This window comes from Erythrobacter sp. SG61-1L, from assembly GCF_001305965.1.
Lineage (GTDB): Bacteria > Pseudomonadota > Alphaproteobacteria > Sphingomonadales > Sphingomonadaceae > Andeanibacterium.
On the sequence record NZ_JXQC01000003.1, the window covers coordinates 2,080,683 to 2,099,065 of the forward strand.

Annotated in this window: 19 protein-coding genes and 1 other annotated feature; of the genes, 9 read left to right on the top strand and 10 right to left on the bottom strand. The window is 61.4% G+C overall.

The window, feature by feature from the left end:
• Positions 1–8 precede the first annotated feature (8 nt).
• The 3 genes from SZ64_RS10265 to SZ64_RS10275 are packed head-to-tail and all read right to left on the bottom strand — an operon-like array spanning position 9 to position 3,356.
• Positions 9–764, bottom strand: coding sequence for an SDR family NAD(P)-dependent oxidoreductase (locus tag SZ64_RS10265; protein WP_054530740.1), 756 nt, complete (start codon positions 762–764; stop codon positions 9–11).
• Positions 751–2,811 (bottom strand): AMP-binding protein, encoded by a 2,061-nt coding sequence (locus SZ64_RS10270; protein WP_054530741.1) that lies wholly within the window; start codon positions 2,809–2,811, stop codon positions 751–753. Before SZ64_RS10270 ends, SZ64_RS10265 begins: the two co-directional genes overlap by 14 nt.
• Positions 2,808–3,356, bottom strand: coding sequence for a thermostable hemolysin (locus SZ64_RS10275; RefSeq protein WP_054530742.1), 549 nt, complete (start codon positions 3,354–3,356; stop codon positions 2,808–2,810). The genes SZ64_RS10270 and SZ64_RS10275 overlap by 4 nt, the downstream gene beginning before the upstream one ends.
• Before the next feature lie 150 nt (positions 3,357–3,506).
• Positions 3,507–3,562, top strand: a sequence feature (sul1 is cis-regulatory element that is thought to sense ions involved in sulfur or methionine metabolism; They are found in Alphaproteobacteria).
• Between the two features lie 61 nt (positions 3,563–3,623).
• Between SZ64_RS10275 and SZ64_RS10280 the strand changes: the two genes are divergently transcribed.
• The 3 genes from SZ64_RS10280 (at position 3,624) to SZ64_RS10295 (ending at position 8,357) form a co-directional block, all read left to right on the top strand.
• Positions 3,624–5,120, top strand: coding sequence for a SulP family inorganic anion transporter (locus tag SZ64_RS10280; RefSeq protein WP_054530743.1), 1,497 nt, complete (start codon positions 3,624–3,626; stop codon positions 5,118–5,120).
• Positions 5,121–5,374: 254 nt separating this feature from the next.
• Positions 5,375–6,781, top strand: a complete 1,407-nt coding sequence (locus tag SZ64_RS10285) for a carboxylesterase family protein (protein WP_241773100.1) — start codon at positions 5,375–5,377, stop codon at positions 6,779–6,781.
• A gap of 214 nt (positions 6,782–6,995) precedes the next feature.
• Positions 6,996–8,357, top strand: a complete 1,362-nt coding sequence (locus tag SZ64_RS10295) for a sugar MFS transporter (RefSeq protein ID WP_082384534.1) — start codon at positions 6,996–6,998, stop codon at positions 8,355–8,357.
• Positions 8,358–8,411: 54 nt separating this feature from the next.
• Here SZ64_RS10295 and SZ64_RS10300 read toward each other — a convergent pair whose 3' ends face one another.
• The 4 genes from SZ64_RS10300 to SZ64_RS10315 all read right to left on the bottom strand — a co-directional run bounded on the left by SZ64_RS10300 (position 8,412) and on the right by SZ64_RS10315 (position 10,876).
• Positions 8,412–8,690, bottom strand: a complete 279-nt coding sequence (locus SZ64_RS10300) for a hypothetical protein (protein ID WP_206742907.1) — start codon at positions 8,688–8,690, stop codon at positions 8,412–8,414.
• Positions 8,691–8,746: 56 nt separating this feature from the next.
• A complete protein-coding gene (locus SZ64_RS10305; RefSeq protein WP_054530747.1) occupies positions 8,747–9,448 on the bottom strand; it encodes an IS6 family transposase in 702 nt (233 codons plus the stop codon).
• 213 nt (positions 9,449–9,661) lie between these two features.
• The gene (locus SZ64_RS10310; RefSeq protein ID WP_054530748.1) at positions 9,662–10,081 is read right to left on the bottom strand and encodes an Imm39 family immunity protein; all 420 of its coding nucleotides are present in this window, start codon (positions 10,079–10,081) and stop codon (positions 9,662–9,664) included.
• Between the two features lie 87 nt (positions 10,082–10,168).
• On the bottom strand, positions 10,169–10,876 hold the full coding sequence (locus SZ64_RS10315) for an IS6 family transposase (protein ID WP_054529076.1): 708 nt from the start codon (positions 10,874–10,876) through the stop codon (positions 10,169–10,171).
• Between the two features lie 338 nt (positions 10,877–11,214).
• Here SZ64_RS10315 and SZ64_RS10320 point away from each other — a divergent pair, with 338 nt between their 5' ends.
• Both SZ64_RS10320 and SZ64_RS10325 read left to right on the top strand, forming a co-directional pair.
• A complete protein-coding gene (locus tag SZ64_RS10320) occupies positions 11,215–11,547 on the top strand; it encodes a type II toxin-antitoxin system PrlF family antitoxin (protein ID WP_054530749.1) in 333 nt (110 codons plus the stop codon).
• Positions 11,548–11,552: 5 nt separating this feature from the next.
• The gene (locus SZ64_RS10325) at positions 11,553–12,041 is read left to right on the top strand and encodes a type II toxin-antitoxin system YhaV family toxin (RefSeq protein WP_199797089.1); all 489 of its coding nucleotides are present in this window, start codon (positions 11,553–11,555) and stop codon (positions 12,039–12,041) included.
• A gap of 114 nt (positions 12,042–12,155) precedes the next feature.
• On the opposite strand, the gene SZ64_RS18275 is transcribed toward SZ64_RS10325, so the two are convergent.
• Positions 12,156–12,422 (bottom strand): type II toxin-antitoxin system prevent-host-death family antitoxin, encoded by a 267-nt coding sequence (locus tag SZ64_RS18275; protein WP_082384535.1) that lies wholly within the window; start codon positions 12,420–12,422, stop codon positions 12,156–12,158.
• A 57-nt stretch (positions 12,423–12,479) separates the two neighbouring features.
• On the bottom strand, positions 12,480–12,686 hold the full coding sequence (locus SZ64_RS18810) for a hypothetical protein (RefSeq protein ID WP_054530751.1): 207 nt from the start codon (positions 12,684–12,686) through the stop codon (positions 12,480–12,482).
• A 337-nt stretch (positions 12,687–13,023) separates the two neighbouring features.
• Between SZ64_RS18810 and SZ64_RS18815 the strand changes: the two genes are divergently transcribed.
• The 4 genes from SZ64_RS18815 to SZ64_RS10345 all read left to right on the top strand — a co-directional run bounded on the left by SZ64_RS18815 (position 13,024) and on the right by SZ64_RS10345 (position 17,066).
• Complete coding sequence (locus SZ64_RS18815) at positions 13,024–13,167, top strand: hypothetical protein (RefSeq protein ID WP_156313608.1); 144 nt, start codon at positions 13,024–13,026, stop codon at positions 13,165–13,167.
• Positions 13,164–14,711 (top strand): recombinase family protein, encoded by a 1,548-nt coding sequence (locus tag SZ64_RS10335; protein WP_054530752.1) that lies wholly within the window; start codon positions 13,164–13,166, stop codon positions 14,709–14,711. Before SZ64_RS18815 ends, SZ64_RS10335 begins: the two co-directional genes overlap by 4 nt.
• Positions 14,712–14,959: 248 nt before the next feature.
• The gene (locus SZ64_RS10340) at positions 14,960–15,868 is read left to right on the top strand and encodes a site-specific integrase (protein WP_054530753.1); all 909 of its coding nucleotides are present in this window, start codon (positions 14,960–14,962) and stop codon (positions 15,866–15,868) included.
• Positions 15,869–15,872: 4 nt separating this feature from the next.
• On the top strand, positions 15,873–17,066 hold the full coding sequence (locus SZ64_RS10345) for an IS91 family transposase (RefSeq protein WP_054530754.1): 1,194 nt from the start codon (positions 15,873–15,875) through the stop codon (positions 17,064–17,066).
• A 365-nt stretch (positions 17,067–17,431) separates the two neighbouring features.
• Here the strand turns inward: SZ64_RS10345 and SZ64_RS10350 are convergent, their stop codons facing one another.
• Positions 17,432–18,382, bottom strand: coding sequence for a hypothetical protein (locus tag SZ64_RS10350; RefSeq protein ID WP_054530755.1), 951 nt, complete (start codon positions 18,380–18,382; stop codon positions 17,432–17,434).
• Between the last annotated feature and the right edge of the window lies 1 nt (position 18,383).

Genomic DNA, 18,383 nt, shown 5'->3' on the forward strand with positions numbered 1-18,383 from the left:
TGCAATGGTCATGAAAATTCGGCGCGGGCGCGCCTGATCTGCGAATTGAGGCCGCTGTCCACCAGCCCCGGTGCAATGGCGTTCAGCGTGGCATAGAGCCGCTCCATCGCCCCGATGTTAAGAGTGGCACGGCGGGAGAGGATCGCCGTAGCGATCCTCTGCGCGACCCATCCGGGCTCATCGGCCTTCATGCCGGTGATCTGGAGAAAGCGGGTAACATCGCCATTGTTGAACGGCGTGCGCACCGCGCGCGGATTGATATGGGTTACGGCAATTCCGCTATCCTGCAATTCGCGGCGTAAGCTCTGGCTCAGCGCGGCAAGGCCCGCCTTGCTGGCGGAATAGGCGGCGAACCATGGATAGGGGATCGAACCGAGGACGGACCCGACATTCACGATCTGCCCACTGCCACGGCGGCGCATCGGCCCTGCAACTGCCCCGCACAGGACGGAGGGAACCAGCAGGTTCACACGGTAACACAGTGCCAGCGCATCGGCGGGCTGGCTCTCATGCAGGCCGAAGCGCATCACGCCCGCAATGTTCACCAGTATGTCGGGCGTGTGCTCCGACAGGCGCAGCGCGAGGGAATGGACCGCATCGTCCTGCGCCAGATCGGCAACGATGATCTCATCGCAGGCCGGGCAATCCGCCCGGTCTACCCCGACGACATATGCACCAGCATCTCGCAGCAGGCGCGCCACCGGCGCACCGATCCCGCCCGCTGCCCCGGTAACAAACGCCACGCGGCCTTCAAGCGGCTTCACGCGCCGGCTCCAGCTCGATCGAGGCGAAAACGCCGCCGAACAGGGCGAACATGTCCTTGGCCATCCGCACCACCGCATCCCTGTCAGCAGGATCGGTGAAGGAATTCACCAAGCGGGCGAAGAAGGCCATGTGCTGCTGATCAAGCGCGCCGTGCGATGTCAGGTAAGTAAATGCCTTTGGCGGCAGGCCGAGTGTATCTGCAACCGCGCTCGCTCCACGTTGGGCCAGTGCCACGCTAACGCTTTCCAGCACATAGACCATGCCGAACAACGCGACCGGGTTGCCGTACCTTATCTGGTGGTAGGCATGGTCCACCATGGCCGCCGTGGCGGGATCGGGCGCGCTGTGACGGACGGCCTCGGCATCGCCGCCTGCATGCGCGATGTCCGAAAGGATCCATTCCTCATGGCCTTCTTCCTCAGCGATATATTCATTGAGCGCGGTGATCAGTTCAGGGCGATGGCACAGCCGATCATGCGCGGCCCACATCAGTGGAACAGTGTGCTTCACATGGTGATAGGCCTGCGCAAGATAATCGAGGTAGGCCTGAAGGGGGATCGTGCCGTTGAGTCCTGCCTGCAATTGCGGAATGGAGAGGAATGCCAGCCTCTCTCGCACTGTGGCAGCCTCCAGTTCGACGAAGAAATCCGGCTGGCTGCTGCAATAGGTCGCGCTGATCGCCGCACGACGCAGGCGGCCATTGCCCGTCAACTGGCCATTGCCCGGCGTGAAATGCGCGGCCTCGCGCCATTTCGCGATCCGCGCATAGTCGGGAAGCGTGTTGTTCACTGCGTCGACCGCTGCAGCAAGGTCCACATGGGGAGCTGCAGGCACCAGCAAAGCTTCGGGCGCCGGAAGCCCGTCACCATAAACCATCGCCTGCGCGATCTCCGGGCGGGCGACCAAACTTGCCTCGATCCATTCGGGTGAGATGTTCCGGCCGAAACCGGTCACGATGAGGCTGGACTTGCGGCCTTCGATCCACAGGCGGCCCTGCGCGTCGATCCTGCCCAGATCGCCAGTGGCCAGTGGCCTAGGCTCGCGCGGCTCACCTAACGTGCCAAGGCATAGCGGCCCGTCCAGCAGGACTTCTCCATCATCCGCTATATGCACCTGCATATGGCCCAATGGCCTGCCCACGGAACCCTCTGCACCCTCGCCGTGACCTTCCAGCGCCACAACCGACGCGCACTCGGTCAGGCCATAGCCCTGCCGCACTGGCAGGCCGAGGGCACGCGCGCGGCGTAAAAGATCGAGCGACGTATGCGCCCCGCCAACGGCGACCAGCGTCAGCCTTTCAAGCTTCCGACCGCTGCTCTCCATCGCCGTGACCAATCCGGCAAGATATTCGGGAACCAGAATTAGGGAGGTGATTTCATGGCGGTCGATCGCATCGAGCATTGCCACGAAGTCGGGTCGGAAGGGTTTGCCGAGGCCGATCTCGGCCTGAGGCGGGCAAACATAGGTTCCGCCTGCCAGCAGCGTGGCGAAGAAGCCCGCCACGGTTTCCAGCAAGATACCGGGCGGTAATAGCGCCAGGTGCCGTCCGGCATGGCCAGTGCCGACTGCGTCCACCACTGCCGATGCGACAGAGAGAAGGTGCTCCGCCGATAGGCACACGCCTTTGGGATTACCTGTGGACCCTGAGGTGAATGTTATCCGCGCCGTCCCAAGGGGCGACAATGGGAACGACGCGGACTCGCCGTGCGCGGAATTCTCGTTGGGAACTCGATCGGAGATCATCCGCGCACCGCAAGTTGTAATGGCATGTCTGGCCTGTTCAGCGGTGAAGAACAGGGGAAGCGAAAGGACGGGAATGCCGGCTTCAAGCAGCGCCAGTTCAGTGATTGCCTGTTGTGTGCCGTAATCCAGTTGCAGGGCAACTGGCGTGTCGGTGCCGTGCATTTCCCGCAATATCGCAGCTGTCTCCCCAACCAGATCGGTGAGCGCGGCGTAAGTGACGGGCGAACCGTTACCCGGGTCCAGCGCGATGCGCCCCGGATCGGCGGCCCCATGGGCGGCGATAGCGCGATAAAGGCTGGTCATGCTGCCTCCCTGCGGTTGCGGCGGTCAAGGAAGGCGGAAATTGCATCCTGTCCGTCGCGGATCATCCCGGCGCAAACCCAGGGATCGGTTTCGTAATAACGGCCCCATTCGGCGGCAGCCGGGCCAAGGGCACCAGGCCTTGCAGATGCGAGTTCGACAATGGGAACCCCGATGCGGGCGAATATCTGGCGCAAAGGGGCTGTCAGCGTGGCGACCGCGATTTCCCCACCGCTCGCCAGATCGTTGGCGGCGACACCCCACAACTCGATCATCGCAATGGCATTGGACGCAGCGAAATTACCGATCTCAACGATTTCGGCGCGGGTCACTTTTACACCCATGGCAACCGCCAGACAGGCTTCCACCGGCCGGTCGAGATAGGCTTCCAGGAACAGCCTTCCTTCATCCGCCCTGCGATATCCGAGGACGGCGGTGGGGCTTTGCTGTCCGTGGGACAGATACTGGCGAAAGGACGGAGCCGGGCAGGCTCCAAAGGCGTCCTGAAATTTGCGGCTGATGAAAGACGTGTCGGCAGTGGGAGGCATCTGCTGTTTCCTCGCGTTCGGGGCAAGGACGACACCACCTGTGGCCCTCCACAGTTGGCAGGCGCAAAATTCCGGGTGGGCCGGGTAGATGCTCCCCTTCTGGGACCGGGTTGAACGGATCGGCTGATGCCGCTATCGGCCCGGCAACCACATGGACCCGGTGCAATCCCGGGTGGCTATTCCGGCCGCCTATCCGCCGGACAACATCATGCACGATCATCCGTTCAAAGCGCGCCCGGGCGTGCTCCGTGCTTTTGTGGAATTGCAATGACAGACCGTTTCGAACGCTATCGCCGCGAGTGGTTCTCCGGTGGGACAGGCCTGCGGGCCGACATTCTTGCCGGCATCGTGGTGGCACTGGCCCTGATCCCCGAAGCAATCGGATTTTCCATCATCGCCGGCGTCGATCCGCGCGTCGGCCTTTACGCCTCCGTGGCCATCGCCATCGTCATTTCGCTGATCGGCGGCCGCCCGGGCATGATCTCCGCTGCCACGGCATCCGTTGCCGTCGTGGTGATACCGCTGGTGCGCGATCACGGCGTTGAATATCTCTTCGGCGCCACAATCCTGATGGGCATAATCCAGGCTGTCGCCGGGCTGCTGCGGCTGGACCTTCTTATGCAGTTCGTGTCGCGATCGGTCATTACCGGCTTCGTCAACGCGCTGGCGATCCTCATCTTCATGGCCCAGTTGCCGCAACTTACCGGCGTAGGTTGGGAAACCTATGCGATGATCGCGGCCGGTCTGGCCATCATCTATCTGTTCCCCAGGCTGACCGCTGCCGTGCCGTCCCCGCTGGTGGCCATTCTCGTACTGACGGCGGTCAGCATCGGGTTTGGCTTGCCGGTCAACACCGTTAGCGACATGGGCAAGCTGCCCGAGGGCCTGCCCAGCCTAGCCCTGCCCGACATTCCCCTGACGTGGGAAACCTTGCGCATCATCGCACCCTATTCGCTGACCATGGCGGCAGTCGGCTTGCTGGAATCGCTGCTCACGGCACAGATTGTCGATGACATGACGCATACCGACAGCGACAAGCGCAGCGAATGCGTGGGCCAGGGCGGCGCCAACATCGTTGCGGCACTGTTCGGAGGCATGGGTGGCTGCGCGATGATTGGCCAATCGGTCATCAATGTAACCTCGGGCGGGCGCAGCCGACTTTCCACCTTCGTGGCGGGGGCATTCCTGCTGTTTCTCCTCGCCGTGCTCGGACCATGGGTCGGCCGCGTGCCGATGCCTGCTTTGGTGGCGGTGATGATCATGGTCTCCATCGGCACCTTCTCGTGGAACTCGATCCCGAACCTGCGGCGCCATCCGCCAACGTCCTCGATTGTCATGCTGGTTACAGTCGCGGTCGTCGTGACCACGCATGACCTTTCGCTCGGCGTGCTGGCAGGCGTGCTGCTTTCCGGCATCTTCTTTGCGGCGAAGGTTCAGCAGATGTTCGCGGTGGAGCGGGAAATTTCCGCCGATGGGCGGCAGGCCACCTATCGCGTGCGCGGCGAGATATTCTTCGCCTCGGTAGGCCGGTTCTCGAAGGCCTTCCATGCAGAAGACACCGCGGAAGCCGTCACCATCGACGTATCCCGCGCGCATTTCTGGGACATTTCGGCAGTCGGGGCGCTCGACAAGATCGTTGCCCGCCTGCGCCGCGATTCACGCACTGTCGAAGTAATCGGATATAACGAGGCAAGCGCCGACATCGTCGACCGCTTCGCCCTGCACGACAAGACAGGGTTCGAGCTGGGCGCGGTGCCGCATTGACCTTCCGGGCAGCGGCATCTCGCTGCTGCCCGGAAGGTCAAAGGCCTCCACACCGTCCCATTCGGCAAATTTGCCGGCAAGGATTGCGCAAGCGACGCGTTTGGGACTAACTCGCCGTAAGACAACGCTGTCCCAGCGGGTCATATATACGAACAGAGCAAGAGAAGAGAGGCACCGCGATGCAGACCTCTCTCCGAACGGAACCGAGAGAGGCTGCCATGAAGAGAATTCTCCCCTTTCTGATCGTGACAGCAATGGCTTGCGCGGCGGCGCCCGCGCAGGCAGGCGACGTGACTACCGTTGCAATCGAAACAGGTAGCCTGAAGGGCACATCCGAGGATGGCGTGCTGAGTTGGAAGGGCATTCCTTTCGCCGCGCCCCCCATAGGCGATCTGCGCTGGCGCGCGCCGCAACCGGCTGCCCAATGGGAGGGAACGCGCGATGCGAATGCCTATGGCAATGACTGCATGCAGGTACCCTTCCCCAGCGATGCCGCGCCGCTCGGCACACCGCCCGCGGAAGATTGCCTCTATGCCAACGTCTGGCGCCCTTCGGAAGTTAAGGGCAAGCTGCCGGTTATCTTCTGGATTTATGGCGGCGGCTTCGTGAATGGCGGCGCCTCTCCGCCGACCTATTCGGGTGCCGAACTGGCCAAGCAGGGCGTGCTGTTCATCAGCGCCAATTACCGCGTGGGTCGTTTCGGCACCTTCGCCCATCCAGCCCTCACTTCCGCGAATGAGGATGGCGGGTTGCTGGGCAATTATGGTTACATGGATCAACTGACCGCGCTGAAATGGGTCCAGCGCAATATTGCGGCTTTTGGCGGCGATCCTGACAATATCACGATCGTTGGCGAAAGCGCGGGCGGCATGTCGGTACACACTCTGCTGACTTCGCCCATGGCCAAAGGCCTGTTCGAGCGGGCGGTAGTGATGTCCGGCGGCGATGGCGGCGGGATGGGCGGCGCCACGCTGGCATCGACAGAGGAAGTCGGCGTCAACTTCGCGCAGAAGAACGGCATCGCCGCTGACGATCCCCAGACCCTCGCCAAACTGCGGGCATTGAGCGCAGAGCAGGTGACCGACGGGTTGAGCATGATGGCGCTGATCGCGGCGACCGGACCGCGCACCTTCGCCAGCCCGTTTCCCGACGGCAAGCTGGCCGTAAATGCGAGTGCTGCCTATCGCTCCGGCGATTTCGCGCATGTACCGGTGATGATCGGAGCGACCAGCGCAGACATTGGCGGGAAGACCGGCTCCATGGTAGCAGGCGCGCGCGATCTGAGCGCGACAATCGCTGCCAATGGCGTGCCGGTCTACTCCTATCGCTTCTCTTACGTCGCGGAAAATCCGCCGCCAGCCCCGGCCGGTTTCCCGCCGCAGGAAGGCGCCGGCCACGCTACTGACATTCCGTTCTTCTTCGATACGCAGGCGATCAAATACGAGGATCGGGCCACCGCCCGCGACAACGCCATGGGCAAGGCGATCAGCGCCTATCTGGTGAACTTCGCCAAGACCGGCGACCCGAACGGACCGGGCCTTCCCGCTTGGCCGAAATATGACCGGGCGAAAGACGAGATCATGGACTTCGCGACCAACGGCAGGCCTGTACCGGGCAGAGACCCGTGGGGCGCCGAACTGAACGCGGCAGCGAAACAATAATCGCGATCCCGCAACGTCGTGATGAAAAGCCAGACGCTGGCCGGTCCTGCGCCGCTTGTCTCGCCTGATCGGACGGCTGCCCGATTGCCGGGCCAGCTCTGGATGGATGCCGCCTGCGCTCCCGCCACCTTTGGAATATCAATCGGCGCGGATGCAGGCACAATGATGTTCGACGGCAGCGCGCGACTCGCCGCACAATCCTTGAGGCCCTGACATGGTACAGACCGGTTCTCCAAACACTCGTGTTTCCACCCCGTACACAGGCAGCCAAACCGGCGCAGCTGCGGCCTTCGCGGTCATCACCTGCCTGTTCTTCGCCTGGGGCTTCATCACCGCTCTCAACGATCCGCTCGTCGCCGCGGTGAAAGGCATCTTCACGCTGTCGCGCGTGGAGGCCCAGCTTGTCGCCTTCGCCTTCTTCATTGCCTACGGGCTAATGTCCTTCCCGGCAGCAGGGCTGATCGCGCGCCTGCGCCCGATGGCGGCCATCCTCTGCGCCCTAGGGATGATGGTGGTGGGCTGCGCGACCATGCTGGTGGCAGCCAATCTGGCCATCTTCCCGCTGGTTCTGCTCGGCCTATTCGTACTCGCCAGCGGGATCACCGTGCTGCAGGTGGCGGCCAATCCGCTGGTCGCAGCGCTGGGCGACCCCAGCCGCAGCCATTTCCGCCTTACTCTTAGCCAGACCTTCAATTCCTTCGGCACGTTCCTTGCGCCGATCCTTGGTGCGCATCTGTTCCTCAAGGGGCTGGAAGTGCAGGAAGGCGCTGCCGTAACCGAAGAGGTGCGCGCAAGGGCACTGGGGGGGATCGACACTGCCTATGTCTGGCTACTTGGCATGATCCTGGCGCTGGGCCTGTTCCTGTGGCTCAACCGCAAAGTCGTGAACGGCGCGCTGCCCCCCTATGAGGCTGCACCGCGCAAGAGCGTGATCGCACTGGCAAAGGAAGCACTCTCCTCGCCCTGGGCGCTGGGCGGTGCACTTGCCATCTTCCTCTATGTTGGCGCGGAAGTGTCCATCGGCACGCAGATGACAGCGTTCCTCAACGATCCGGGCATCTGGGGCCGCTCAGATGCGGCCTTTTCCGTGCCGTTTCTGGGGTGGGTGATGGGCAGCGACGGTGTGCCTGGTGTTTCCGTGGAGGAAGCGGGCAAGGCCGTGGCATTCTATTGGGGCGGAGCAATGGTCGGCCGCGCCATCGGCTCCGTCCTGCTGGCGAGATTTTCCGCACCGAAGCTACTCGCCGGATTTGCCGCGATTGCCGCGCTGCTGTGCCTCTACATCGCTGGCGTCGGCGGGGTTGGTGCGGGCTTCGTTGCCCTTGCAATCGGCCTGTTCAACTCGATCATGTTCCCGGTGATATTCACGATCACTCTCGAACGATCCGGCGCGAGCGAGGAGGCCACATCCGGCCTGCTCTGCACGGCCATCATCGGTGGAGCGTTCGTGCCGCTGCTGGTGGGCAAGATCTCCGAACTCACATCCTACCATGCGGCGCTGGTCGTGCCTGCGGCCTGCTATGTGCTGATTTGCCTGTTCGCCTTGCGCGCCCGCAAGGCAATGGTCGGAAAGTGACGAGGATCGGCAGCCCCGGCAAACTGGCGAACGTCATCTGGCAATCGAATGAAGTCACAACTCATATTTGCGCAGCAGGGGCATGCCAATCCGATTGGCTACGGCCTGGAGCAATTCAAACGGCGCCCGGCGGGACAGGGATAGATGACGCAGATAATAGGCCGTGAATTCCATCTCGGCCGTTGCCCCCCGGTTGCGCTTGAACCCCGTAGCACCAGATGACATGTTGAACAGCAATCGGCGATCCAGCGCGTAGCGCGTTCCGGCATGGAAGGAGAGCCGATAGAGCCCGCGTTCCTGCGGAAGGTCAGTGTTGTAACCCAGCAAGGGCATCGTGGGGACTGTCAACTTAACTTCCATCGGCCGTGTTGATGCGCGAGCCCGATTTTTCATGCGGTTGCAGTGGACGCCGCATCCCACTCGGCGAAGGCGGCAGCCCGGAAGGTTCGCATTGTCTTTCGCGAGATGAGATGGCGCTGGATGGCGAAGATGTTGTAGATTGCCGAGTGGGTTGAAACGAAGCGCTGGGCCTGACCTTGGGACTTGAAGCGCTGCATCTTTCGTTCCCGTCGCCGAACGGGCAGGTGACTGTTCTCGGCCCGATTGTTCTCCTGCAATCGACCTCGGAAGTGTCGATCGAGACAGCCGAGTTCACGCATGGCGGCGCGATATGATCGCAACCCGTCGGTCACGATCTTCTCGGGTTTGAAGCCCTGCTTCTTTAGCAGTTTTCTCAGCAATTTCAGCGCTGCGACTTTGTTCCGGCGCTTTTGAACGAGAACGTCGAGGACCTCGCCCTCCTTATCAACGGCCCGCCACATGAACATGCGTTTACCGCCGATCCGCACGACCATCTCATTGAGATGCCACACGCAGTCCGCCCGTCCTCGGCATCTGCGAATGTTCGCTGCGATTGCCGGCCCGAACTTGTTGGCCCAGCAGCGCACGGTCTCATAGGTAACGTCGATCCCACGCTCGGCGAGAAGGTCTTCGACGTCGCGCAAGCTCATGGTGAACCGGAAATAGAGCCACACGGCGTGGCAGATAATCTCGGGCGGAAAGCGATGACGCTTGAAAGAGAGGGGCTTCATAGCCCTCTGTTTAGACTGGAAAATCCGCGAAGTGGAGACGAGTTGCCGTTAGACTGACAGCACCCCTCCGTGAGCTTCTCGCTAACGCCGCAAAGATCTTTCACCGCATTCTGAACCATGCATCCTTCGTTGCTCAGAAGGATGGGGTATCAGCGTTCTGACCTCAATCCATTTATGAGTTCATGGCCTAACAGAGACCAAGACTTGGTACCATTATCTTGCTTCCGTTAATTGAGCCTCCATCTCGGCAAACAGCACTCTTATACGTTCAGCACTAAGTCCATATTTTTCGGCTACATGGAGCAGCGCCAGAAGCGTTGCCTTACGATATATCTTGGTAGCTTTGTCGAGCGACGCATCCACGAACTGAATGGTGTCGACCTCAATTGCCAATGGTAATTCACCATCTTTCTGATCGATTTTTTGATAGTGCGGCGTGATCTCGTTTACCAAACCTTGCCGTATAATTAACCCAATCCACTTGAACGGTGCGCCCTCCAGATAGGACGATTGGATAATTTCGCGCTCAAGATCATCCCGAGCTTTTCCTAATGCCAACGCGGTTAGCCGTGCAGGTAGCTTCACCTGGGTTAAGGCTACACCTCCCAATACGAGTTTACGATTGTGGGCCATATTTAATCTCTATCTATCCAAGGGGTGCTGTCAGTCGGATGGCAACTTGTCTCCGAACGGCGCAGCTACGGCGAGACCATCGTTACGTCAGGCCAAAAGCGACTGCCACTCGGCCAGGGCGGCCGAGCGACGGATCTTGTAGGTTTGACGATCGACGAGGTGGCGTTCCGAGTTGAAATGGTTGTGCAATGAGGCTTGGACCGAAGCGAATTTCTGTAGCGATTTCATTCGTCGAAACCTCAGCATTGCCCGCTCTCGTCTTCGGAACGGCAAATGTGAATTCTCAGCCCGATTGTTCAACCACCTCCCAATCTCGCGACGATCGAGATTGCCCAGGTCGCGCATCGCAGCAGGGTAGGATCGAAGCCCGTCAGTCACAATCTTCTTGGGCTTGCCGTGGCGCTTCAGCGCCTTCTTCATGAACGCCGAAGCCGCGGATTTGTCCCGTTTCTTCGTCACAAAGGATTCCAGGACCTCACCTTCATGATCAACGGCGCGCCAGAGGTAAACCATCTCGCCATTCAACTTGACGTACATTTCATCAAGATGCCACCGCCAGTGCCGGAAGCCACGCATGTGGCTCACGCGCTGCCTGCGGATCTCGGCAGCGAACATCGGCCCGAACCGGTTCCACCAAAGCCGCACCGTCTCATGACAAAGATCATATCCATGCGAGAAGAGCAGATCCTCGACGTTCCGCAATGACAGCGGATATCGCTCGTAGAGCATCACCACCATCCGGATGATCTCGGGCGATGAATGAAAATATCTGAACGGATTGGCGGCTTTGCTCATCTGCCGCGGCTAGCACTCAGTCGCCGCTCGAGCCATCCCTTTGACAGCACCCAATTGCGCCGTTCATGCGCCACATGGCGCAGGGTCAAGAATGTGATGAAAGATCAGTGGCGGGCTATGCGAGACCCGGATGAGAACTATGTCTACTCCATAGCCCTCTATAGCCCTCCTAAATAGGGCTGTCTGCTTCCCCCTTAAGATCGGATGTTCAAATGCCGATGGCCACTTGCCAAAAACAGACATCGCGTGAGCCTATCCCGATAGCCGTCAGGCATACCTCTCTTGACAAAGTAAGGAAATTTCCTTACATATGCCGAGGATCAGAATTGGAGTCAATCATGGGCGCGCTGCTGAAAGAAGAAAGCACGATCACCGCCAAGGGCCAGACGACCGTTCCCAAGAGCGTCCGGCAGGCTTTGGGCGTGGACTACGGCGGGCGCATCGCCTTCTTTGTGGACGATCAGCGCCGGGTCTATGTCGAGAAGGCGACGGAAGAGGCAAGCGATCCGGTCGTGGAGCGCTTCCTCGAATTTCTGGCGCAGGACATGAGCAGGAACCCCGGCACATCCGTCGCTGCGCTGCCCGCCAGCCTGCGCGATCGTGCGGCCGCGCTTGTCGGGAACATGGACGTTGACCTCGATGCTGAGATTGACGGGGATGTCGCGCTCTAGCCATGATGACGATCAATGGCTGGACCATTCTCGCGCATCCCCTTTTTCTCGATCAGTTGGAAAAGCTGACTGACGCCGTTGAGGCGTTGAAGGCCAAGAAGCCCGACGAATACCAGAGGAACGCGAGCACGAAGCTCTTGGCCGCGTTGCACAAGCTGGTGTTCCAGACAATCCCCGCCGACCCGACCGCAACCATCTATCGGCAAGGCTCGACGCTCGGCGAGGCGCACAAGCACTGGTTCCGGGCGAAGTTCGGCAATGGCCGCTTCCGTCTGTTCTTCCGCTATGACTCGACCGCGAAAGTCATCATCTTCGCCTGGGTGAATGATGAAACGACTTTGCGGACCTATGGCGCCAAGTCCGACGCCTACAAGGTTTTCAAAGGGATGCTGGAGGACGGCAATCCGCCTGACGATTGGGCCGCGCTTTGTAAGGCGGCGTCCGATCAGGCCGCAGTTGACCGGCTGGAAAAAGCCTCTCCCTCGAATCCGTGACGAATGCTGTTGAACGTTACAGGATAGGGCGTTGCCCTCCGGGCCGGGCTTTCGGCTGCGTCGGAAGCGCGCCAAGGCGCGATTCTGCCATTCGGCTTCGCGGCAGCAGCAGGATCATATCCTACATGGCAAGCCGGTCTCGTCCTCATAGAGAAAATCCTGGCTGCGGGCGGCAGATACACCCGCCGTCGCCTTCGCTGCACCGGATGTTCGAAGCGCTTCGAGAAGAACCCGACGATCTTTGACGGATGGAACAGTCTGAACCGGCGCAAGCCGCACGGCGGCATGACCATGGCGGGTCAGCACCACGTCCTCGCCAGCTTCGGCACGGCGCACCAGTTCTGCCAGTTGGGCTCTTGCTTTCGTAATAGATACCCTCATGGAGCTTCCTTTCGGATGATCCAATAGACCATCTTCATGCGGCACGCAGCGTCCGTATCAATCGCGAATGTGTCGCCGCTTCGCTTCGGCAAGGATACCTGCATCCATCCGCGCGATCGACTTCGGCTTTCCCCTGTAGGGCAGCGCACCGAAGACATCTTCCGGCCGCGTTGCCGCAAAGGTCGGCGCGAATTTCTCCACGGCGTCGTCTGCCGCATCACCGACCGTCAATATCACGCCGGGCCTCTGTTCTGATTTGCTCATCAGCTATCCTTCGCGATCCGAGCCGAGCATAGATAGCCCAACGCGGGCGATGCTCAAAGGCTGCTGCGGGAGAGCCGGTGAGCATCGGCTAAAGTCCATGCATCCGCCGGGAGAAAGCGGGTTCGGTACATACTTGCCTTCGGGCAGGGACCGGCAGCTTGCGAAAACCCGTCAATAACACGGTAAATCAGTATATTAGTCGAATCCTGGTATTTCCATTGCCGGCTGCTCCGGCGATACGCTGCGGATGTCAAAACCTCCGCGTAAGTCCCGATCCACCCCATCCACAACCCCCAACCCCGCAGTCGCCGGTTCCAGGCGCCGTCCGAAGCACGACGTGTCCACCTGGATCGTCACGGACAACTGGCCTGATGAGGTGCCGATCACCGAAGCAGAGATCGAGGTGTTCGAGCGCTACTTCGGCGATGTCTTCGATGAGATGTTCGGTCCCATCGATCCGATCGCCCGGCCAAAGCCATGACCGCCGCAGGCACCGGTGCGGTGATGCGGGTCGCGCTTTACTTGCGCGTCTCCACGACGCGTCAGGCACAACATGACGTCTCCATCCCCGATCAGCGTCAGCAAGGCGAAGCCTGGTGCGCCGCGCATGGGTATGAGCTTGTCGATACCTTCGTCGACGCCGGCGTTTCCGCCACCAGCGATCGCCGACCCGAGTTCCAGCGCCTCATCGAGGCAGCCAGCGGACGGCCTGCGCCGTTCGACATCATCCTCGTCCATTCCTTCAGTCGCTTCTTCCGCGACCATCTCGAGCTGGAGTTCCATATCCGCAGGCTGGCCCGAAATGGCGTGAAGCTGGTATCGATCACCCAGGCTGTGGGCGACGATCCAATGCATGTCATGATGCGCCGGGTGATGACCCTGTTCGACGAGTATCAATCGCGGGAGAACGGCAAGCATACGCTACGGGCCATGAAGGAGAACGCCCGTCAAGGCTTCTGGAACGGAGCGCTGCCGCCAATCGGCTACCGCATCGTCGAAGCCGAAAAGCGCGGCGCCAAGGTCAAGAAGACATTGGCCATCGACCCCATGCATGCCGACACGGTGCGCTTGATCTATCGGCTGGCACTTTCGGGCGATGGAACCACCGGGCCGATGGGCGTCAAGGCGATCGTCGGCTATCTCAACGACCGGCGGATATTCACCCGCGACGGAGGACGCTGGGGCGTCGGCCCGATCCACGCGATACTGACCCGAACGACCTATGTGGGCCAGCACCGGTTCAACAGACGCGGCAAGGACAACACGCGCAAAGCGGATGATGAGGTCATCACCGTCGCCGTGCCGCCGCTGATCGACCAGGCGACGTTCGATGCCGTTCAGGCACTGTTGCGCGACCGCAACTCGAAGACACTCGTGCCGCATCTCATCAGCAGCCCGAATATGCTGACCGGCCTGCTGCACTGCGCGCAATGCGGCGGCCTCATGACAATGCGCACCGGCAAGGCGGGGCGTTATCGCTATTATGCCTGCCAGAAGACGGCGCGCACGGACACCGCCCGATGCACCGGCATCGCGATCCCGATCGATGCGCTCGACACGCTGGTCGCGAGGCACATGATGGGACGGATGCTGGATCGGAGGCGCGTCGAGGGCATTCTGACGATGATCTTCGAACGCCGACAGGCGCTGATGGCGCGGGACGGAGCTGACCGACTCGACGAACTGAACCGACGTGCCGAGGAAGCGAAGCTTCGCCTACAACGGTTGCACAAAGCGATTGAAATCGGCGCGCTCGACCTCGAAGACGCATCGTTGCAAGAGCGCTTGGTCTATCTTCGGGCATTACGAGCTCGAGCGGCGGAGGAAATCGCGAGCATTCAGGCCGAACTCTACCGAGCGGGCGCTGTGACGATCTCAGCATCGATGCTGAGCGCGGTCATCAAGAAGGCAGGCCAGCGCCTGCTGGAGCGAGGAGACGGCTTTCGCCGCGGATATGCATCTGCCTTCTCCGCAAGGATCGTTGCCGAGGCAGGCAAGGTCCGGATTACGTGCACGCAGTCATGACGGTCTCGCGCTTCATCGCAGCAACGGAGGTTCTACGCTGAAATCCAGTTTCCGGCTGGCAGTGCCATCTGAAAAAAGAGGCCCGCTTGAACGATCAGAGGGTCCGCAATGTCGGACGAGTACGAACCCGCTGGCGCGGGATTGGTGCGGGACCTGATGTTGTAAGAGCCGGGCTTACAACGCGCTTCGGTTGAGACTCGTGATGGAGAGGCAGACGCTTTCGGCTCCTTCAACCGAGGAGTCGATCGATGACCTGCACTACCATACCCACCCCTTCAACGCCGCTGCGTGACCGGATGATCGAGGACATGAAGCTGCATCGCCTGTGCCGGACGACGCAGCGTAACTATCTGCGCGATGTCTCGCGGTTTGCGACCTGGCTGGGCCGGCCACCGGATACGGCAAGCGATGAGGATTTGCGCCGCTACCAGATCGAGCAGTCGGAGATGGGGTTCGGCGCCCCGGCCATGAACACCGCGGTATCGGCGCTGCGGTTCTTCTACATCCGAACGCTTGATCGTCCTGACCTGACCCGCAAGCTCCACCGGGTGAAGCATCCTCGCGGGTTGCCGACCGTTCTCAGCCGGGACGAAGTGAGCAGGATGCTGAATGCCACGACGAGCATCAAGCACCAGGCGATCCTGTCCGTCGCGTATGGAGCCGGCCTGCGTGCAGGAGAAGTGTCCCGCCTCAGGGTCCGGGATATCGACAGCGAACGCATGTTACTCCGCGTCGAGTGCGGCAAAGGTGGCCGGCATCGCAATGCCATGCTCGCCCATGACTTGCTCGTGCTTCTGCGGGAATGGTGGAAGATCGGGCGCAAGGAGGGCGTCATGCATCCCGACGGGTGGCTGTTCCCCGGCCAGCATTACCTCAAACCCATCAGCACCCGGCAGGTGCACCGCATTGCTGCCGAAGCTGCCCATGCTGCTGGGATCACCAAGCGGGTTGGCCCGCATACATTGCGCCACAGCTTCGCCACCCACCTGCTCGAAGACGGTGTTGATGTTCGCATCATCCAGGTGCTGCTGGGGCATTCGCAGCTGCAGACCACGACCCTGTACACCCGGGTGGCAACGCGCACGGTGAAGGCCGTGGTCAGTCCGCTCGACCGCCTGGGCATGTTCCCGGACTCGCCAGAGACGCCGCCCGGCTGAGCCGGTGCGCACCTCGCTCGAGGTCGCCGACATCTTCCGCAGTTCCGGGCCAGCGTATCGCGCAGCCCATGCTGGGCATCTGAGCCTCGGCCAGCTCAAGGTCATGACGGCGATCGAGAACTGCCGCACCGCTGCACTGGGCGGCCACGTCGAGGCCTGCGACGACTGCGGGCACTGGCGGATCGCCTATAACTCGTGCCGCAACCGGCATTGTCCCAAGTGCCAGGGCGCCGCCGCGCGCACCTGGCTGGCGGCGCGCGAGGCGGACCTCTTGCCGGTGGGGTACTTCCACGTGGTGTTCACGCTGCCCGCCCAGATTGCGGACATCGCGTGGCAGAACAAGGCGGTGGTCTACGACCTGCTGTTCCGCACGGCTTCGGAGACGATGCTGACCATCGCCGCCGATCCCAAACACCTCGGGGCCCGGATCGGCATCACCGCTGTGCTGCACACCTGGGGATCGGCGCTCACTCACCATCCGCATGTGCACATGATCGTGCCCGGGGGCGGCGTCGCGCCCGGCTGCATGCGGTGGATATCCTCAAGCCCAGCCTTCCTGCTGCCGGTGCGTGTGCTGGGCGCCTTGTTCCGGCGCTTGTTCCTGAGCCGACTGCTGGCGCTGTTCGACGCTGGAAAGCTCGGGTTCTTCGGCTCCATGGCTCACCTTGCGACACGCAAGGCCTTCCTCCGCTACCTGTCCCCAGTGCGCAAGATGCGCTGGGTGGTCTATGCCAAGCCGCCCTTTGCCGGACCGCAGGCGGTGCTGGCATATCTCTCGCGTTACACCCACCGCGTCGCCATCTCGAACCGGCGCCTCCTGGCCTTCAACGAGGCAGGCGTCACCTTCCGCTACAAGGACTATCGTCGCGGCGGGGCCGAGCGCCAGCAGGTCATGACACTGGCCACGGACGAGTTCATCCGCCGCTTCCTGATCCACGTCCTGCCGCGCGGCTTCCACCGCATCCGGCACTATGGCCTGCTCTCCAGTTCGGCCCGCAAGGATCGCCTGGAACTCGCCCGCAGGCTGCTGGGTGTTGCCGCGCCCGTGGTTGAGCCGGACCCCGAGGACTCACCCGATCACAGACCGCCGTGTCCGTGTTGCGGCGGTCACATGACCATCATCGAGACCTTCGTCCGCTGGTGCCAGCCCCGCGCCCCACCGATATCCGACGCGCTCATCCGGGAGAATGTGCCATGATCCGGCATGGCCTGCCCAGCTCAACGGCCGCGCCTACCGCGTCCTGGCCAGCAAGCGGACTTGCGCCCTGGTTACGATCCGGGCTGTCAGCGGCCTACCGGTCGGCGAAACCAGGGCTCGTGAGTGACGTTATCGTGCTTGAGACCTGTGTGCTGACGACCACATCGAGCATGCCGGCACACTTGCCCCAGTCCATCCCAAAGCCCTTTTACCCATAGCGCAACGCATGGGTTCCGCGGGTCGTACCTGTCCGGGTTTAGTACGCCTGACGGCGCCCGAAACCCTTCGACTATCCGAACAGTCCGCTTTCAGACGACCAAAGCTGGTAAGCTGCCATTCGATCAGCTGATATCGGAGACGTATGGTCAAAGATGGATCGGATAAATCCAAGATCGTCCGACCCCTGTAGAGGTCTCTTTGTCGTAGCTAGGGCGCAGCGGATAGATGATTGAAGTCGCCGTCCCACGCATCCTCTTGAGGTAGTGAAGTCCGAAACCCACGGCTTGCGGCTTCGTAGCGAGCGGCGAAAAATAGATGTTGGTGACGCGCCGACGTGTCTCGGCAACCCGCACGGCGGATGCCAGCGAGGCCGCCACGACGAACGGATCGTTGGCGCTGCAATACTGGACTTCGTCGCCGACCCGAGACCGCTCGCTGCTCACCCGGTCGAGCCTCAATATACTTTCATGGTACATATCGGCGCTCAAGGACGGGAAGCTGTGGAGTTCGACGACTCGAGCGTTTTCTTTCGCTTGGATTGCGTGCGAAATCAGATGGTGATCATATCCGATGCCGATCACCAGCAGATCGCCGCTGGTGTCTGGATCGTGCGCGCCAACGAAGCCTTCCACTGACACGACTCGGACATCCTCCCCAATGGAAAAACGCGTCTCTGCCCGACGCGAATATTGCGCGGGCTCGGTGTAAAGGAGGTCAAACTGCGTGACGCCGATGTCCTGAAGATGGGCCATCAGGAAGAGGATGTGGGGCCGCATCAAACCAGTGATGTCGATACAGAGCCGTTGGTCGGTGGTTGGGTCGAAACGACTTCCGGCGAGGCCAGCCTTCATCACCTGTGCTTCCGAGCCGCGCGGCAGCACGACCGGGCTTTCGAGTTTCGCGAGATCGGCGGGACCGTACCCATATTCCGGTATAACCCACCAGCTTCGACGCGCGGCAGGAACCTCTGGGAAGACGGTCTGAACGCGCTTACTGTCATTAAAGGCCGAAATGAACAGGTCCCAGCTGTGACCAAGCGCGGCGAACTCCGACAACTCGATTTTTGCGTCGAGCAGCGCTTCGATGTCGTGCTGCACG

What these genes read in the sequence shown, in the direction of transcription:
- SZ64_RS10285 (WP_241773100.1), top strand. Translation starts at nt 5,375, where the DNA reads ATGGCTTGCGCGGCGGCGCCCGCGCAGGCAGGCGACGTGACTACCGTT.
- SZ64_RS10325 (WP_199797089.1), top strand. Translation starts at nt 11,553, where the DNA reads ATGACGATCAATGGCTGGACCATTCTCGCGCATCCCCTTTTTCTCGAT.
- SZ64_RS10320 (WP_054530749.1), top strand. Translation starts at nt 11,215, where the DNA reads ATGGGCGCGCTGCTGAAAGAAGAAAGCACGATCACCGCCAAGGGCCAG.
- SZ64_RS10340 (WP_054530753.1), top strand. Translation starts at nt 14,960, where the DNA reads ATGACCTGCACTACCATACCCACCCCTTCAACGCCGCTGCGTGACCGG.
- SZ64_RS10335 (WP_054530752.1), top strand. Translation starts at nt 13,164, where the DNA reads ATGACCGCCGCAGGCACCGGTGCGGTGATGCGGGTCGCGCTTTACTTG.
- SZ64_RS18810 (WP_054530751.1), bottom strand. Translation starts at nt 12,686, where the DNA reads ATGAGCAAATCAGAACAGAGGCCCGGCGTGATATTGACGGTCGGTGAT.
- SZ64_RS10280 (WP_054530743.1), top strand. Translation starts at nt 3,624, where the DNA reads ATGACAGACCGTTTCGAACGCTATCGCCGCGAGTGGTTCTCCGGTGGG.
- SZ64_RS10310 (WP_054530748.1), bottom strand. Translation starts at nt 10,081, where the DNA reads ATGGCCCACAATCGTAAACTCGTATTGGGAGGTGTAGCCTTAACCCAG.
- SZ64_RS10270 (WP_054530741.1), bottom strand. Translation starts at nt 2,811, where the DNA reads ATGACCAGCCTTTATCGCGCTATCGCCGCCCATGGGGCCGCCGATCCG.
- SZ64_RS10305 (WP_054530747.1), bottom strand. Translation starts at nt 9,448, where the DNA reads ATGAAGCCCCTCTCTTTCAAGCGTCATCGCTTTCCGCCCGAGATTATC.
- SZ64_RS10315 (WP_054529076.1), bottom strand. Translation starts at nt 10,876, where the DNA reads ATGAGCAAAGCCGCCAATCCGTTCAGATATTTTCATTCATCGCCCGAG.
- SZ64_RS10295 (WP_082384534.1), top strand. Translation starts at nt 6,996, where the DNA reads ATGGTACAGACCGGTTCTCCAAACACTCGTGTTTCCACCCCGTACACA.
- SZ64_RS10300 (WP_206742907.1), bottom strand. Translation starts at nt 8,690, where the DNA reads ATGCCCTTGCTGGGTTACAACACTGACCTTCCGCAGGAACGCGGGCTC.
- SZ64_RS18275 (WP_082384535.1), bottom strand. Translation starts at nt 12,422, where the DNA reads ATGAGGGTATCTATTACGAAAGCAAGAGCCCAACTGGCAGAACTGGTG.
- SZ64_RS10275 (WP_054530742.1), bottom strand. Translation starts at nt 3,356, where the DNA reads ATGCCTCCCACTGCCGACACGTCTTTCATCAGCCGCAAATTTCAGGAC.